15 protein-coding genes are annotated in these 15,000 nt (G+C 68.9%); 6 read left to right on the top strand and 9 right to left on the bottom strand.

Annotation, left to right across the window (positions count from 1 at the left end):
- Positions 1-129: 129 nt before the first annotated feature.
- From IF11_RS0103235 to IF11_RS0103255, 5 genes are all read right to left on the bottom strand, one after another.
- Entirely contained in the window at positions 130-609 is a 480-nt protein-coding gene (locus IF11_RS0103235; RefSeq protein ID WP_030349854.1) for an NUDIX domain-containing protein, read from the bottom strand.
- A 52-nt stretch (positions 610-661) separates the two neighbouring features.
- Positions 662-1,555 (bottom strand): LysR family transcriptional regulator, encoded by an 894-nt coding sequence (locus IF11_RS0103240; RefSeq protein WP_030349855.1) that lies wholly within the window; start codon positions 1,553-1,555, stop codon positions 662-664.
- 253 nt (positions 1,556-1,808) lie between these two features.
- The gene (locus IF11_RS0103245; RefSeq protein WP_420894547.1) at positions 1,809-2,951 is read right to left on the bottom strand and encodes a cystathionine gamma-lyase; all 1,143 of its coding nucleotides are present in this window, start codon (positions 2,949-2,951) and stop codon (positions 1,809-1,811) included.
- Positions 2,948-3,472: a low molecular weight protein-tyrosine-phosphatase gene (locus IF11_RS0103250; protein WP_030349857.1), complete on the bottom strand. Its 525-nt coding sequence runs from the start codon at positions 3,470-3,472 to the stop codon at positions 2,948-2,950. The genes IF11_RS0103245 and IF11_RS0103250 overlap by 4 nt, the downstream gene beginning before the upstream one ends.
- A gap of 8 nt (positions 3,473-3,480) precedes the next feature.
- Entirely contained in the window at positions 3,481-3,861 is a 381-nt protein-coding gene (locus tag IF11_RS0103255) for a phage holin family protein (protein ID WP_030349858.1), read from the bottom strand.
- A 15-nt stretch (positions 3,862-3,876) separates the two neighbouring features.
- Between IF11_RS0103255 and IF11_RS0103260 the strand changes: the two genes are divergently transcribed.
- The 4 genes from IF11_RS0103260 to IF11_RS0103275 all read left to right on the top strand — a co-directional run bounded on the left by IF11_RS0103260 (position 3,877) and on the right by IF11_RS0103275 (position 6,223).
- Positions 3,877-4,194: a cupin domain-containing protein gene (locus IF11_RS0103260; protein WP_030349859.1), complete on the top strand. Its 318-nt coding sequence runs from the start codon at positions 3,877-3,879 to the stop codon at positions 4,192-4,194.
- Between the two features lie 195 nt (positions 4,195-4,389).
- Positions 4,390-4,614 (top strand): DUF5326 family protein, encoded by a 225-nt coding sequence (locus tag IF11_RS0103265; protein WP_030349860.1) that lies wholly within the window; start codon positions 4,390-4,392, stop codon positions 4,612-4,614.
- A 302-nt stretch (positions 4,615-4,916) separates the two neighbouring features.
- Positions 4,917-5,687: an IclR family transcriptional regulator gene (locus IF11_RS0103270; RefSeq protein ID WP_030349861.1), complete on the top strand. Its 771-nt coding sequence runs from the start codon at positions 4,917-4,919 to the stop codon at positions 5,685-5,687.
- Positions 5,688-5,788: 101 nt separating this feature from the next.
- Entirely contained in the window at positions 5,789-6,223 is a 435-nt protein-coding gene (locus IF11_RS0103275) for an SsgA family sporulation/cell division regulator (RefSeq protein ID WP_030349862.1), read from the top strand.
- A gap of 22 nt (positions 6,224-6,245) precedes the next feature.
- Here the strand turns inward: IF11_RS0103275 and IF11_RS0103280 are convergent, their stop codons facing one another.
- Positions 6,246-7,658 (bottom strand): YibE/F family protein, encoded by a 1,413-nt coding sequence (locus IF11_RS0103280; RefSeq protein ID WP_206300561.1) that lies wholly within the window; start codon positions 7,656-7,658, stop codon positions 6,246-6,248.
- A gap of 209 nt (positions 7,659-7,867) precedes the next feature.
- On the opposite strand from IF11_RS0103280, the gene thiC reads away from it, so the two are divergent.
- Positions 7,868-9,694 (top strand): phosphomethylpyrimidine synthase ThiC, encoded by a 1,827-nt coding sequence (thiC, locus tag IF11_RS0103285; protein WP_030349864.1) that lies wholly within the window; start codon positions 7,868-7,870, stop codon positions 9,692-9,694.
- Positions 9,695-9,762: 68 nt separating this feature from the next.
- On the opposite strand, the gene IF11_RS0103290 is transcribed toward thiC, so the two are convergent.
- From IF11_RS0103290 to IF11_RS0103300, 3 genes are all read right to left on the bottom strand, one after another.
- Entirely contained in the window at positions 9,763-10,608 is an 846-nt protein-coding gene (locus tag IF11_RS0103290; RefSeq protein ID WP_030349865.1) for a membrane protein, read from the bottom strand.
- A gap of 147 nt (positions 10,609-10,755) precedes the next feature.
- The gene (locus IF11_RS0103295; protein WP_244888223.1) at positions 10,756-11,871 is read right to left on the bottom strand and encodes a metallophosphoesterase; all 1,116 of its coding nucleotides are present in this window, start codon (positions 11,869-11,871) and stop codon (positions 10,756-10,758) included.
- Between the two features lie 369 nt (positions 11,872-12,240).
- Positions 12,241-13,353 carry a LacI family DNA-binding transcriptional regulator gene (locus tag IF11_RS0103300; RefSeq protein ID WP_030349867.1) on the bottom strand — a complete coding sequence of 371 codons (1,113 nt, stop codon included), beginning with the start codon at positions 13,351-13,353 and terminating at the stop codon, positions 12,241-12,243.
- A gap of 369 nt (positions 13,354-13,722) precedes the next feature.
- Here IF11_RS0103300 and hisC point away from each other — a divergent pair, with 369 nt between their 5' ends.
- Positions 13,723-14,817 (top strand): histidinol-phosphate transaminase, encoded by a 1,095-nt coding sequence (gene hisC / locus IF11_RS0103305; protein WP_030349868.1) that lies wholly within the window; start codon positions 13,723-13,725, stop codon positions 14,815-14,817.
- Positions 14,818-15,000 lie beyond the last annotated feature (183 nt).

The raw sequence follows: 15,000 nt of genomic DNA on the forward strand, positions 1-15,000 counted from the left end.
CGCGAACTACAGACCCTCCTCGCAACCTGGACCGGCGCCTGCCCCACCTGCCACCGCGACATACCCACAGCAACACCAACCTGACCAAGCACTACTAGGGCCCAAACCGGCGTGGCCGGGCCGGTGGTCTCAGCCCAGGTCGGGGGCGTGCATCGCGCGTACGCCCTCGATATTGCCGTCCAGGTAGTGCCGTAGCGACAGCGGTACGAGGTGGACGGCGGCGATCCCGACGCGGCTGAAGGGCACCCGCACGATCTCGTACTCCCCGTAGGGCTCCTCGATCTCGGGGCCGTGCCGTAGCGAGGGGTCCATCGACGCCAGCCGGCAGACGAAGAAGTGCTGCACCTTGACGCCGGTCACGCCGCCGTCGGCGATGTGTTCCACGGTGTCGACGAAGCAGGGCACCACATCCATGATCTTGGCGCCGAGCTCTTCGTGTACTTCGCGGTGGAGTGCGTCGACGACGGTGGTGTCCGTCGGCTCCACCCCGCCGCCGGGGGTGAGCCAGTAGGGATCGACTCCCGGCTTGGTGCGTTTGATCAGGATCAGTTCGTCGCCGTCGAGCAGGATGGCGCGTGCGGTGCGCTTGACCACGGGCCTTTCGGTCATGGGAAGAGGTTCGCCCGGGATTCCCCTTCTGAAACTCCCGCCGGTTCTTCCCTCACCACTCCTCCGCGGCGCGCAGCAGCCATTCGTGCGCCCGCGCGACCGGGGGCAGGGTGAGCGTGCCGGTGCGTACGACCAGGAAGTAGGTGCGCAGCGGGGGTACGGGCGGGTCGAGCAGCGCGACCACTTCTCCGCGTTTCAGCGCCCCTTCGCAGAGGTAGCGGGGCAGTACGGCCAGTCCTGCACCCGCCGCCGTGCATTCGAGGACGGCTCGCAGGTCGGGGGCGATGACGGTTCCTGCGGCGGCCGGCTGGGACTCGAAGACGGTCGCCCAGTAGCGGGAGACGAGCGGGAGGGACTCGTGCACCTCCACCACCGGCAGCTGCTCCAGCACCACCTGCCCCTCGCGCAGCACGTCATGGCCGAGCCGGGCGGCCCAGCGGGGTGCGGCGATCAGTACGTGTTCCTCGTCGCAGAGCGGAGTCGAGGTGAGCAGTCCGCCGCGTGGCCGGGCCGTGGTGATGGCCAGATCGTGGTGTCCGGCGGCCAGGCCCTCCAGGGTCTCTTCGGGGCTGCCGAAGAAGGAGGTGCGCAGGGCGAGGCCCTGGGTGGTGAGCGGGGTGAGCGCTGGCAGAGCGCGCAGGGAGGTGAACTCCGGTGGTCCGGCCAGGTGGAGCGTCCTTATGCCGGATTCCTCGTCGAGTCCGGTCTCGGCGATCTCGACGAGCGCGTCGAGATGGGGCGCGGCCCGCTGGGCGAGTTCGTCGCCGATCGTGGTGGGGGTCACGCCGCGGGCCTGGCGCAGGAAGAGCGGCCGGCCGAGCTGTCGTTCCAGGGTTCTGATCTGGCCGGTCACCGCGGGCTGGGAGAGGCCGAGCAGCGCTGCGGCGCGGGTGAAGGAGCCCGCGCGGTGCACGGTGACGAAGGTACGCAGCAGGGCCAGGTCCATGTTCCCGCTCTCCCGTCTTGAGCCTCGGCCCCCGCGGCAACTCCGGACAGTCAACTATAAATAAGTCGATAGGTCGCTGTCGCTACTGTGATTGGACACTGACGCAGAGTCAACTAGCCTTGGGCAAATGGTTCTCCGCGCGTGGAACCTGGGACGGTCCGAGCCATGAGGGGGGAGGCTCGGACCGTCCGCCCGGAGGACCCGGAGGACCCGGAGGACCCGGAGGGATGGGTGGAGCGGCGTCACGTACCCGTCAGGAAGCCGCCTCGTCCAGGGCCCGCAGCACGTCCGCGACCAGGTCTTCGGGATCCTCGGCCCCGACGGAGAACCGGATGAAGCCCTCCGGTACGGCGTCGCCGCCCCACCGTCCGCGCCGTTCCGCCGTGGACCGTACGCCGCCGAAACTCGTCGCGTCGTCGACCAGCCGCAGTCCGTCCAGGAAGCGCTCGGCCCACTCCCGGTCGGGGAGCACGAACGACACCACGGAGCCGAAGCGCCGCATCTGCTGGGAGGCGATGCGGTACGAGGGGTCGCCGGGCAGACCGGGGTAGCGCAGCCCGTCGACGTCGGCGCGTGCCTCCAGCGCCCGCGCCAGTATCAGCGCGCCGGCGCACTGCCGGTCGACGCGCAGCTGGAGCGTGGCCAGTGAGCGGTGCGCGAGCCAGGCCTCCATCGGCCCGGGAATCGCCCCGACGACCTTGCGCCAGCGCCGTACGCCCGCCGCCAGCTCCGGATTCCCGCTGGTGACGTGGCCGAGCAGGATGTCGCCGTGGCCGGTCATGCCCTTGGTGTCACTGGCCACCGAGAAGTCTGCGCCCAGTTCCAGCGGCCGCTGGCCGAGCGGCGTGGCGAGGGTGTTGTCGACGGCGACCAGCGCGCCCGCGGCGTGCGCTTCCTTCACCAGCCGCCGGATGTCGCAGACGTCCAGGCCGGGGTTGGACGGTGTCTCGATCCAGAGCAGCCGCGCCCCCTCCAGGACGCGCAGCTGGGCATCGGCGGCGGTCGGCGCGGTCCGTACCGTCACGCCGTACGCCTCCAGACGTTCCCGCAGCAGCGGCAGGGCCTGATAGCCGTCGTCCGGCAGGACCATCGCGTCACCGGCCCGCAGCTGGGAGAAGGCCACCGCCGAGATCGCGGCCATCCCGGAGGCGAAGACGACGGTCTCGACCGGCTCCCCGGGTGCCTCCAGCTCGCTGATGGCGCGTTCCAGGTGGGTCCAGGTCGGGTTCTCGTCCCGGCCGTAGGTGTACGGTCCTGTCGGCTCGCCCGGCAGGTGGTAGTGGGCGGCGAAAACCGGTCCTGGCAGGGTCGGTTCGTACTTCACGGGGTCGGGCAGCCCGGCCCGTACCGCTCGGGTGCCGTCCCCGATGTTCATGCCGTCTCCTGGGTTGTTCATGCGGCCTTCCCGATCGCGTTCCGTACGGTGGCGAGCAGACCTTCGCTCGCCGCTTCCGCCATCTCCAGGCATTCCTCGAAGTCGGCGTTCCCTCCGTAGTACGGATCGGGCACGCCGAGACCGCCGGACGGTTCGTCCGGGACGTCGGGGGAGAGAGCGAGGGAGTGGTCGTAGGAGCGCAGCAGGTGCACCTTCGCCGCGTCCGCGGGTGTCGGTGCGAGGCGCCGTAGCTCGCGCAGATGCCCTTCGTCCAGTGCGATCACCAGGTCGAGCCGTGGGAACCACGAGGCGTGGAACCGCCGCGCGGTGTGGTCGCTGTCGTAGCCGTGCGCGTCGAGTACGGCGACGGCGCGAGGGTCGGCGCTGTCGCCTTCGTGCCAGCCGTCGGTGCCCGCGCTGTCCGCCTCGACCAGGCCGTCGAGGCCGGCTTCCGTCAGCCGTGCGCGGAAGACGGACTCGGCGATGGGTGAGCGGCAGATATTGCCGGTGCAGACGAAGCAGACGCGATACGGAGAGGTCATGGGGCCGCTCAGTCCTTGCCGTCGGGGAGCACGACGTTCAGCGCCCACGACACGATCGAGATGACCAGGCCGCCGAGCACGGCCGTCCAGAAGCCGTCGACATGGAAGCTCAGGTCGAGCTTGTCCGCGAACCACGAGGTCAGCAGCAGCATCAGGGCGTTGATCACCAGCGTGATCAGCCCGAGTGTCAGGATGAACAGCGGCAGTGTCAGCAGCTGCACCACCGGCTTGACTATGAAGTTGACCAGGCCGAAGAGCAGTGCGACGAGCACCAGCGTCAGGACCTTCTTGCCGGTGCTGTCGCCGGTCAGGGTGATGTTCTGGATGAGCCAGATCGCGACTGCCAGGGCGCCCGCGTTGGCGATCGTCTTGACTAGGAAATTCTTCATGTGTCTGATCGTGGCATGAAGGCATTCCGACTGGATGAGCTGGAGGCGGAACGTGCCGCCAACGACGGGGCATATCTGCAGTTTGTGCGGGAACGCAACATGTCTGTGGGCCTGTACGCGCTGGACGCCGGAGCGAGTGACCCGCAGCAGCCGCACCGGCAGGACGAGGTGTACTTCGTCGTGAGCGGCCGCGCCTCGCTCACCGTCGGGATGGAGACCACGCAGGTCAGCCGCGGAAGCGTGGTGTACGTGCCGGCCGGAACCGCGCACAAGTTCCATCACATCACCGAGGATCTGCGGGTGATGGTCGTGTTCTCCCCGCCCGAGGGCTGACCGCCGCCCCTCCGCCCCCTGTCCCTCCCCTCGTCCCCGCCCCACCGCCCCCGTCCGCCTCCCGACCCTCAGGTCCGCCTCAGGGTCGGATCAGGGGAGATCGGGGGCCGCGGGGCCTCCGCGAGCGCTTCCGCACCTCTAGCATCGAAGGAGTAGGACGGATACTCGGGCTCTCGGCGAAGCGAGGTAAGGACGATGGCGGTTCGGGACGTACTCACAGGACTGCCCTGGTGGGTGAAGTGGATCGCGGTTCCCGTGATCGTCCTCGTCGTGTTCGGCGGACTGATCACGGCGGTCATCTCGATCGTGGTCGGCCTGCTCTTCAAGGTGCTGATCCTGGTGGCTCTGGTCGGTGGACTGGTTTATGTCGTACGGAAGTTCATGTCTTCCTCGTCCTCCTCGTCGCGCGGCGACTGGTAAGGGGCCCGCGCAGCGGGCGCGGCTCGAACGGCCGTTAGCCCGCGCGGGGGAAAGGTGAAGGGGAAACCATCCCTCGCCCCGGGCTGCCCCTAGAGTGGCAAACCACTGCCGCGCCCTGGGAAAACACCATCCACGATCGCTCTGACCATTGGGTTGTGCGACTTTTCTGGGCGGGACCTCAAGGTTCCTCGGGTCCGCCTCAAGGTTCCTTCGGTTCCTCGGTTCCCTCAGGGGTGCGGCGGGCGCGCGGGGGCGGCCCCCGCGGGCGGGCTCTCGCCCGTCAGCACGCCTGGGGGTGACCTTTGGCCACAGCTACACGTACCGCAGCCCCAACTCTGATCGGTTCGGTACAGCGAGCGCTGCGACTGCTGGAGTCGGCGGGCTCTCATCCGGACGGGGCTCCCGCGAAGCAGCTCGCACGCGAGGCCGGACTCCCGCTTCCCACCGCCTACCATCTGCTGCGCACGCTGGCGCACGAGGGCTATCTCCGCCGCGAGAAGGGCGTCTTCGTACTCGGCGACGCCGTACAGCGGCTGGCACACGGCGACGGCCCGCAGAATCGTCGCAGCAAGATCACCGAGTCGCTCGTCCGGTGGCACGACGCGACCGGCGTCCCGGTGTACTTCGCGGTCTACGACGACGGTGAGATCGATCTCGTCTCCGTGGCGGACAGCCCCGCGGCCCCGGCGGTCGCCGACGGGGCGGACATCCGCGAGACGGGGCACGCCCACGCGCTCGGGCAGTGTCTGCTCAGCCGGCTCGACGCGGAATCCCGCCACGATCACCTCGACCGCTATCCCGTCCGCCCGCTCACGCCCTACTCCGTGCCGGACCGCGGGACGCTGCTGGAGCGCCTCGGCTCACTGGGGCCGGCCGAGCCGGTGGTGGAGCGACAGGAATACCGGCTCGGCACCGTCTCCGCGGCCGTACCGATCGAGGCCGGAGCCACCGCGGGCGCCGTGGCCATTTCCGTACCACTCCATCAACAGGAACGACTGCTCCCGGCGATCGAACGGTTACGCATAGAGATGGCGTCGCTGGCGAGCTCCCTCGCCTTCTCTATCAGTATCTGAAAAATTACTCCTTGTGATCTGCTAGCGCTTACAGGACGATTGCGTCAAGAGGGTCCACGGGATCATTCCCAGCCACTGCTTCATCTACTCCGGAGTACACGATGCGCGAGTCGGTCCAGGCCGAGGTCCTGATGAGCTTCCTCGTCTCCGAGGAGCTCTCGTTCCGAATCCCGGTGGAACTCCACTACGAGGTGAGGGATCCCTATGCCGTGCGGATGACCTTCCATCTGCCCGGCGATGCCCCTGTGACCTGGACTTTCGGCCGCGAGTTGCTGCTCGACGGAATCAATACGCCCAGTGGGGACGGCGATGTGCATATCGCGCCGACCACGCCGGAGGACCTCTCCGACGTCCATATGCGGCTCCAGGTCGGCGACGACCACGCGCTGTTCCGGGTCAGCGCGGCGCCGCTGGTGGCCTTCCTCGACCGTACGGACCGGTTGGTTCCGCTTGGTCAGGAGCGCACGCTCAGTGACTTCGAGGGCAATCTGGAGGAGGCGCTCGGCCGCATCCTCGCCGAGGAGAACGCCGGCTGACCGGCCACCCGGCTCCGCGCCGTCACTTCTTGCGCCGGCGTCCCCTGCCACCGAGCTTGCGGGCCAGCGCGTTCTGTGCGGGCAGCGAGGGGGTCGGCGCGGATTCCGGCCCAGGCGCTGAAGCCGGGCCGGGGCCCGGGCCCACGGGTGCCGGGTACGGTGCCGCGGCGGGCGTCTCCGGGGCCTGCCGGTCGGCGGAGACCACCAGCGCCGCGAGCGCCGTCGTGACCGGCACGGAGGCGACCAGACCGATCGAGCCCACCAGGGTCCGGACGATCTCCTCCGCCACCAGCTCGCTGTTCGCGACCGTTCCCATGCTCGACTGCGCGATCGAGAAGAGCAGCAGAAGCGGCAGCGCGGCGCCCGCGTAGGCGAGGACGAGCGTATTGACCACCGAGGCGATATGGTCCCGGCCGATCCGGATCGCCGCCCGGTAGAGGGCACGTGGCCCCATGGTCGGATCCGCCTGACGCAGCTCCCAGACCGCCGAGGTCTGGGTCACCGTCACATCGTCCAGCACGCCGAGCGAACCGATGATCACGCCCGCCAGCAGCAGACCGCTCATATCGATCTCGGGATACAGGCCGTGGATCAGACCGGTGTTGTCGTCGGTGTTGCCGCTCAGACTCGCCCAGCCGATGAAGACCGACCCCAGCAGTCCGATCAGCAGCAGCGAGATCAGCGTGCCCAGGACCGCGACCGAGGTACGCGCCGTCAGACCGTGGCAGAGATAGAGGGCGATCAGCATGATCGCGCTGGCTCCGACGACCGCCACGATCAGAGGGTTCGATCCCTGCAGAATCGCGGGCAGGATGAAGAGCGTCAGAATGGCGAACGAGGCGATGAGCGCGACCAGCGCCATGACACCGCGCATCCGCCCCACCACGACCACCGCGAGCGCGAAGATCCCGGCCAGCAGCGTCAGCGGGAACTTACGGTCCACGTCCGTCACGGAGTACTGGAGATCCCGGGGCGCATCGGGTGCGTATGCCACCACGACACCCTGTTTCACGTGAAACTGCCGCGGCGCGTCCGGCTGGACGACCTCGACGAAGGTCCGTCCCTTCTCCTTGCCGGTCGTGACCTCGACCGTGGCCTTCTTGCACTCCCCGGTCTCCGCCTGCTCCGCCTCGCGCCCCTGGGGCTGTGTGGTGTCGCCGGTCGACGGCAGCTGGGAGGCGTTGACGTCCTTGCAGTCGACCCGCTCGATCCGTACGACCTGGCCCTGTTCTGTCTGCCGGTCGAAGCCCACACCGGTGCGCTCGTGTGCCGGGGTGCCGCCCGGCCAGAGCACGGCGAGGCCGACGGCCACGGCGGCCGCGAACGGGATCAGGACCGCCGCGATGACCTTGCGGAGGTGCTGGGAGACCGGAGCGGCGGGCCCGTGGCTGTGCGAGTGGCCGTGCGCTTCGTGAGTCTGCTGGGGAGGGGTCACCGACCGATCATCGCAAGAAGGAAGGGGCCCTCTGTTCAGCACGCCGGATATGACGCTAGCGTGGAGGCAACCTTTGCACACGCGGGAGCTCGGAGCACCGGGCTGAGAGGGCGCTGACTGTGTGGTCCCGGGGTCATTCCCCCGGACACCTGCGCTGCGCCGACCGCTGAACCTGTTACCGGGTAATGCCGGCGTAGGGAGTAGGTCTCATGACCGTTCAGGACGCACATCCGTCTGCCTCCGACTCGGGGAATCCGAGCGAGACCGGAAAGTCCATCGGCTGGCACAAGGGATATGTCCAGGGTTCGCGCCCGGACCTCCAGGTGCCGGTCCGCCAGGTGCATCTCACCAACGGCAAGGACGTGACGCTGTACGACACGTCGGGTCCGTACACCGATCCCGGCGTCGAAACCGACGTACGCCGTGGTCTCGCACCGCTGCGCGAGAACTGGATCATCGGTCGCGGTGACACCGAGGAGTACGCGGGCCGGCCGGTCCGTCCCGAGGACGACGGGCTCAAGCACACCTCACCGCGCGGGGGGCTGCTCCGGAGCGGATCGACCGATCTGCGGGGCCTCGACGCGGTCTTCCCCGGCCGGCCGCGCCAGCCCCGGCGGAGCCGGAACGGGCAGCCGGTGACCCAGCTCGCGTATGCCCGTCGCGGTGACATCACCCCGGAGATGGAGTACGTCGCGATCCGCGAGAACGTGTCCCCGGAGGTCGTCCGCGAGGAGATCGCCGCCGGGCGGGCCGTCCTGCCGGCCAATGTCAATCACCCGGAGATCGAGCCGATGATCATCGGCAAGCGGTTCCTGGTGAAGGTCAACGCCAACATCGGCAATTCCGCCGTCACTTCCTCCATCGAGGAGGAGGTGGAGAAGATGACCTGGGCGACCCACTGGGGCGCGGACACGGTCATGGACCTCTCCACGGGCCGCAATATCCACACCACCCGGGAGTGGGTGCTGCGCAACTCCCCCGTCCCCATCGGCACCGTCCCGCTGTACCAGGCGCTCGAAAAGGTGGATGGCAAGGCCGAGGAGCTGACCTGGGACATCTACAAGGACACGGTCATCGAGCAGGCCGAGCAGGGCGTCGACTACATGACGGTGCATGCCGGAGTGCTGCTGCGGTACGTGCCGCTGACGGCCCGTCGCAAGACGGGCATCGTCTCGCGCGGCGGTTCGATCATGGCCGCCTGGTGTCTCGCGCACCACAAGGAGTCGTTCCTGTACGAGAACTTCGAGGAGCTGTGCGAGATCCTCGCGGCCTACGACGTGACGTACTCCCTGGGTGACGGTCTGCGGCCCGGGTCCATCGCGGACGCCAACGACGAGGCGCAGTTCGCCGAGTTGCGCACGCTGGGCGAGCTCAACTCGACCGCGAAGCGGCTGGGCGTACAGACGATGATCGAGGGCCCGGGGCATGTCCCGATGCACAAGATCAAGGAGAACATCGACCTTCAGCAGGAGATCTGCGAGGAGGCGCCGTTCTACACGCTCGGCCCGCTGACGACCGATGTGGCCCCGGCGTACGACCACATCACCTCCGGCATCGGCGCGGCGATGATCGCGTGGTGGGGCACGGCGATGCTCTGCTACGTCACTCCCAAGGAGCACCTCGGCCTGCCGGATCGCGATGATGTGAAGACCGGTGTCATCACGTACAAGATCGCGGCCCATGCGGCGGATCTCGCCAAGGGGCATCCGGGGGCGCAGGAGTGGGACGACGCGCTGTCCGATGCCCGGTTCGAGTTCCGGTGGGAGGACCAGTTCAATCTGGCCCTCGACCCGGACACGGCCCGGGAGTTCCATGACGAGACCCTGCCGGCCGAACCGGCGAAGACGGCGCATTTCTGCTCGATGTGCGGCCCCAAGTTCTGCTCGATGAAGATCTCGCAGGACATCAGGCGCCGGCACGGCGGCGAGATGGAGTCGGCCGGGATGGAGTCCGCCGAGATCGAGGCGGGCATGGCGGAGAAGTCCAAGGAGTTCGCCGCGGCGGGCAACCGCGTGTATCTGCCGCTCGCGGACTGAGTAAGCATCCGTCGCCGGGGCGCCCGTCGCGAGGCGCTTCCGCGGTGGGACCGCGCACCGGCCGGGGGCTACTCCGGCCGGTGTTCCGGGCCGCCGAAGTCGGGGCTGGAGAAGTCCGGGCTGCTGAACGTCGGGCGCTGGCCGGCGGTCGAGCCCTCGTCCGGGCTGGAGAAGTCGGGGCGGCTGTAGCCGATCTTGGGCAGGTGCTTCACCGGCTGCGCAGGGCGCGGTGCGGGCGGTGCGGCCGGAGTGCCGGCGCTCGGGGCGGCCAGCGCGGCCCGCAGGAAAGGCAGGATGCCGCGCTCCAGCAGGGCCTGGCGCCAGGCTTCCCGCGCGCGGGCCACCTCGTCGGGCAGCTCGCCGCCCCACGGTTCCTCGGCGGGAAGCTGGGTCGCGGTGTTGCGCAGTGCCGTGACGAGCAGGCCTATCGCGGCGACCAGGATGCCGACGACGGTGACGGCGGTGAAGAACCACCCGACCGCGACCAAGCTGCGGGCGAAGGCGGGCGGCGGGCTGAGCGCTTTGAGGAGGTAGCCGACAAGCAGGAAGATGACCGCCGCGGTGCCGCCGAGGACCGGGGCCAGCACGGTGATGACGGCCGCGAGCCCCGCCCCCGCGTCCGGAGTCTCGCTCCCCGACGCGGGCGAGGCGGCGTCATGGACCGACGAGGAGGAGGGCGCCGGTGAGCGGAATTCCTCGCGGATCTTCGCGAAGTGCTCGTACTCGGCGGCGGCGGACGAGGTGATCAGCGCCGTGGCGCTCAGGGCCATCGTGCGCAGCTGCTCGCTGTTGAGCCGCTGTCCGGCCGCGGAGAGTTCCGCGTCGTCGTGTGCCTGGCGCAGTGCCTCGTCGAGGATCCGCTCGAAATCCGCGCGATCCTCGCTCAGCAGATGTGGAGCGCTGTTCATGTGCATCCCCCGATGCTCCGTAGGGCCGGTTCGCCCGTGTGGGACGGGCAGTTGGCGGAAACGGAGGAGAGCCTGCTACGGATAAGGCGATGGTAGAGCTGTTGTGGCGGGGCGTGACAGGGGGTTTCGGGAAATCACCTGTCACACATTGATTCAGTTATCCAGCGGAAGCTGTACGACCAGCAGCTTTCCCGCCATGGTGACGCCGCCGTCCATGGCGATGGCAAGTCCATCGGCATATACGTGCGGCCCTTCCACTACCGGGCCTGTGTCGCCTTCGTCGTCCGAAGCGTCTTCTGTACCGACTTCGCCGAGCAGATAGGGAATGGGGCTGTGTCCGTGGACGACGCGCTGTCCGCCGTACTGGGAGAGCAGTTCGCGTACGGCCTGCGGCCCGCCGTCGTCACGGAACGCGAAGCGTTTGGTGAGTTTGCGGAACAAATCCCAGCATTCGTCGGCGTCATTGCGGGTGAGGATCTGATGGACGGTGTCGTTGACGTCCTCAATGGTGGAGCCATAGTCGAGATAGGCCGTCGTGTCGGAGTGCATCAGCAGATGCTCGTCCTCCTCGACGACCGCGTCGAGCCGGGACATCCATTGCAGATGGACATCCTGGAGGCGCTCCATATCGGTCCGCTGGCCGCCGTTGAGCAGCCAGGCGGCCTGGAAAGTGGCGGTGCCCGCACCTGAGTTGACGGGCGTGTCGCCGAATCGCCTGGCGCCGATGAGCAGCAGTTCGTGATTGCCCATCAGGGCCTTGCAGTAGCCGCCGGCCGCCGCCGCCTCGGCGGAGAGCCGCATGACGAGGTCGATGACTCCGATGCCGTCGGGGCCGCGGTCGGTGAAGTCGCCGAGGAACCAGAGCCGGGCGTTGTCCGCCGCCCAGTGGCCGTCGGCGTCGATGAGGTCCTGCGCGGCCAGCGCGGCGAGGAGTTCGTCGAGATAGCCGTGGACATCGCCGACGACGTAGAGCGGGCCGCGGCCGTCGGGTGTGGACGGCTCCACGGGGTCGACCCGCACCTGGACGGTGTCCCCCCGGTTGATCACCGGGAGGTCGCGTTCGGTGGGGGTGTAGCCCTCGGGCGGTTCGTGGTCCGGGAACGCGTTGCCGGGATGCCCTGACGGGCCGTCGGCCGGGGGGCCTGACGGTCCGGGCTCTCCGGACTGCACGGGAACCTGCGCGTACGGCGGTACGCGGAAGTCGCGCAACGTCGCCGTCCGCACCACGGGTCCCTCGCCGGCCCCCTGTGTCATCGACCCCTCCACCACCGTCGCGCCGCCGTACACCTCTCGGGCCCGCCGGACTGGATGGGGGTGAGCCCATCGCAGGTAGGACGAGGTCCGTGGTGTCGTGCGCCCATCATAGGAACGCCGCTCCCGCTCTGTGACGCACCAGGGGGGAGAATTCGGCGGGACCTCGGGTTCCACGGCTGTTTTCACGCCGATCGCCCGAAATGCGAGAAGGTCTGGTCCTTCTTCCGGCCTCTTCGGCGGCGAGTCTCCGGCACAGTCCGGTGGATTCCCGGGGCCGTTCGGCGAGTCGTCGGGACCGTACGGCGGCTCGACGGGCCGCCCGACAGGTCTTCGGGACCGCTCCACGGGCCCGGGGACCGTACTGTCCATCGCCTCGGCCTTCGGTCAGTCGCCCGCGGGGGACCTGGGCGCGCTGACCGTGGTGCGCGGCGGCCGCCGTTGGGAGGAGGTCCGGATGATCAGTTCGGTCGGTATCACCTGCTCGACCGGCCGGCCGGTGTCGATTCCCTCGATGGCGTCGATGAGGAGCTGGATGACGGCGGTGCCGATACGGCGTGGCTTGAGCGAGAGCGTGGTGATGGGCGGTTCGGTCGCGGCGTACACCGTGGACTCGCTGCAGCAGACCAGCAGCAGATCCTCGGGGACGCGCAGCCCGTACCGCCGGGCGGCGGCGAGCAGGTCGGTGCCGTTGGGGTCGAAGAGCCCGTAGACGGCGTCGGGGCGGTCGGGGCGGGCCAGCAGCCGGTCGGCGGCGACGGCCCCGGCGCACGGGTCGTGGGCGGGGTAGGACTCGTAGACCGGGTCCTGGCCGACGCGCTCGCACCAGTGCAGATAGGCGGTGGTGGAGAGCCGGGTGTAGGTGTCCGTGGTGGTGCCGGTGAGCAGGCCGATCCTGCGTGCCCCGGCCGCGGCGAGATGGTCGAGCAGTTCGAGGACGGCCGCCTCGTGGTCGTTGTCGACCCAGGCGGTGACGGGGAGGGTGCCCGCGGGCCGGCCGTCGGAGACGACGGGAAGGCCCTGGCGGACGAGTTCGGTGACGACCGGATCGTGGTCGGAGGGGTCGATGACGACGGTGCCGTCGAGGGCGACGTTCGACCAGACGTCATGGCGGGAGGTGGCGGGGAGGATGACGAGGGCGTAGCCGCGGGCGAGCGCGGCGGAGGTCGCGGCCCTGGCCATCTCGGCGAAGTAGGCGAACTCGGTGAAGGTGAAAGGTTCATCCCCGTATGTGGTCACGGTCAGGCCGATAAGTCCTGACTTGCCGGTACGGAGGGTTCGGGCCGCGGCGGAAGGCCGGTAGCCGAGGCGCTCTGCGACTTCTCGGACATGGCGTCTGGTGGCGTCGGGTAACCGTCCCTTGCCGTTGAGCGCGTCCGAGACAGTCGTGATGGAGACACCGGCTGCGGCGGCTACGTCCCGGATGCCCGCCCGACTTTGCCGGCTTCCCCGGCGGGTTGTGTCCGTCCGGCTCACCTGGTGTTTCCCTGCTGCTGTCATGGCGAGCCGATAGTAGGGCGCTGAGGGGCGGTGGGGCCGGTCGCATATGCACCCGGCAGCAGGCACGTTTCTGCATGATCAAAAATAGCCAACGAGCTTGGAAGTCAAGGAGGTTGGTGGGTTTCGCATTGGTCTGCCATGCAAGGAGCGGCATGGACCTGTCGAAGGGTCCATGTTTCGAAGAGGTCTCAACTCACCTCTACGGGGGATGCGCGCCACGGCGCAGGCCACCGGCGCGCGGCGGGAAGGCGAGCGCGCCCCACTCCTGCGGGCTTTCCCGGTGCCCGCCATTCGCAGGGGCCGCGAATCCTCATAAGGTGAGCAGTATTGAAGATGTAAGGACCCGTGAACGGCCGAGGAGGACCTGCGGTGAGCGAGACGAGCCCCAAGCTGCGTGCCGAGCTGGACGGCATCCCCACGTACAAGCCGGGCAAGCCCGCCGCGGCCGGCGGACCCGTCGCGTACAAGCTGTCCTCCAACGAGAACCCCTATCCGCCGCTTCCCGGGGTCATGGAGCAGGCGATCTCGGCCGCGGGTGTCTTCAACCGCTACCCGGACATGGCGTGCACCGGCCTGATGAACGAGCTGGCCGACCGTTTCGGGGTGCCCGTCTCGCATCTGGCCACCGGCACCGGTTCGGTGGGCGTCGCCCAGCAGCTGCTTCAGGCCACCGCGAGCGCCGGTGACGAGGTCATCTACGCCTGGCGCTCCTTCGAGGCGTACCCGATCATCACGCAGATCTCGGGCGCCACCTCGGTCAAGGTGCCGCTGACCGCGGGCGAGGTGCACGATCTGGACGCGATGGCCGAGGCGATCACGGACAAGACGCGGCTGATCTTCGTCTGCAACCCGAACAATCCGACCGGCACGGTGGTGCGCAGGGCCGAGCTGGAACGTTTCCTGGACCGGGTGCCGGGTGATGTGCTGGTGGTGCTCGACGAGGCGTACCGCGAGTTCATCCGGCCCGCCGAGGGCGAGGGCGGTGGGGTGCCGGACGGGATCGACATCTACCGGGACCGGCCGAATGTGGCCGTACTGCGTACCTTCTCCAAGGCGTACGGGCTGGCCGGCCTGCGGGTCGGCTTCGCGGTCGCCCATGAGCCGGTCGCCGCCGCGCTGCGGAAGACCGCGGTCCCGTTCGGTGTGAGCCAGATCGCACAGGAGGCGGCGGTCGCCTCGCTGCGCGCCGAGGACGAGCTGCTGGGGCGGGTCGGTTCGCTGGTCGCCGAGCGGGAGCGGGTCTACCGGGGGCTGGTCGGACAGGGCTGGACCGTGCCCGAGACGCAGGCCAATTTCGTATGGCTGCGGCTGGGCGCCCGCACGCTGGACTTCGCCGCGGCCTGTGAGGCGGCCGGCGTGGTCGTACGGCCGTTCGCGGGCGAGGGTGTACGGGTCACGGTCGGCGAGAACGAGGCCAATGATCTCTTCCTGCGGACGGCCGAGGCGTTCCGCAAGGAGATGTAGTCCGGCCGGAGCCGGATTTTTGGAGCGTGGGGCGGTCTCTTCGAGGCCGCCCTTCGGCGTCTCCAGGGGCCTCTCCGCACGCGTCCCGTGGGTCTCACCGTGGAGGGGACCCCCCACGCGAAGATCCGGAAGGCTGTGCGACATAATGCTTGTGAATGTGAACGCGTTCACAAGCGTGTCCCG

The organism is Streptomyces scopuliridis RB72 (assembly GCF_000718095.1).
GTDB lineage: Bacteria > Actinomycetota > Actinomycetes > Streptomycetales > Streptomycetaceae > Streptomyces > Streptomyces scopuliridis.

What these genes read in the sequence shown, in the direction of transcription:
- IF11_RS0103235 (WP_030349854.1), bottom strand. Translation starts at nt 609, where the DNA reads ATGACCGAAAGGCCCGTGGTCAAGCGCACCGCACGCGCCATCCTGCTC.
- IF11_RS0103240 (WP_030349855.1), bottom strand. Translation starts at nt 1,555, where the DNA reads ATGGACCTGGCCCTGCTGCGTACCTTCGTCACCGTGCACCGCGCGGGC.
- IF11_RS0103250 (WP_030349857.1), bottom strand. Translation starts at nt 3,472, where the DNA reads ATGACCTCTCCGTATCGCGTCTGCTTCGTCTGCACCGGCAATATCTGC.
- IF11_RS0103255 (WP_030349858.1), bottom strand. Translation starts at nt 3,861, where the DNA reads ATGAAGAATTTCCTAGTCAAGACGATCGCCAACGCGGGCGCCCTGGCA.
- IF11_RS0103265 (WP_030349860.1), top strand. Translation starts at nt 4,390, where the DNA reads ATGGCGGTTCGGGACGTACTCACAGGACTGCCCTGGTGGGTGAAGTGG.
- IF11_RS0103300 (WP_030349867.1), bottom strand. Translation starts at nt 13,353, where the DNA reads ATGACAGCAGCAGGGAAACACCAGGTGAGCCGGACGGACACAACCCGC.
- IF11_RS0103290 (WP_030349865.1), bottom strand. Translation starts at nt 10,608, where the DNA reads ATGCACATGAACAGCGCTCCACATCTGCTGAGCGAGGATCGCGCGGAT.
- thiC (WP_030349864.1), top strand. Translation starts at nt 7,868, where the DNA reads ATGACCGTTCAGGACGCACATCCGTCTGCCTCCGACTCGGGGAATCCG.
- IF11_RS0103245 (WP_420894547.1), bottom strand. Translation starts at nt 2,951, where the DNA reads ATGAACAACCCAGGAGACGGCATGAACATCGGGGACGGCACCCGAGCG.
- IF11_RS0103275 (WP_030349862.1), top strand. Translation starts at nt 5,789, where the DNA reads ATGCGCGAGTCGGTCCAGGCCGAGGTCCTGATGAGCTTCCTCGTCTCC.
- IF11_RS0103260 (WP_030349859.1), top strand. Translation starts at nt 3,877, where the DNA reads ATGAAGGCATTCCGACTGGATGAGCTGGAGGCGGAACGTGCCGCCAAC.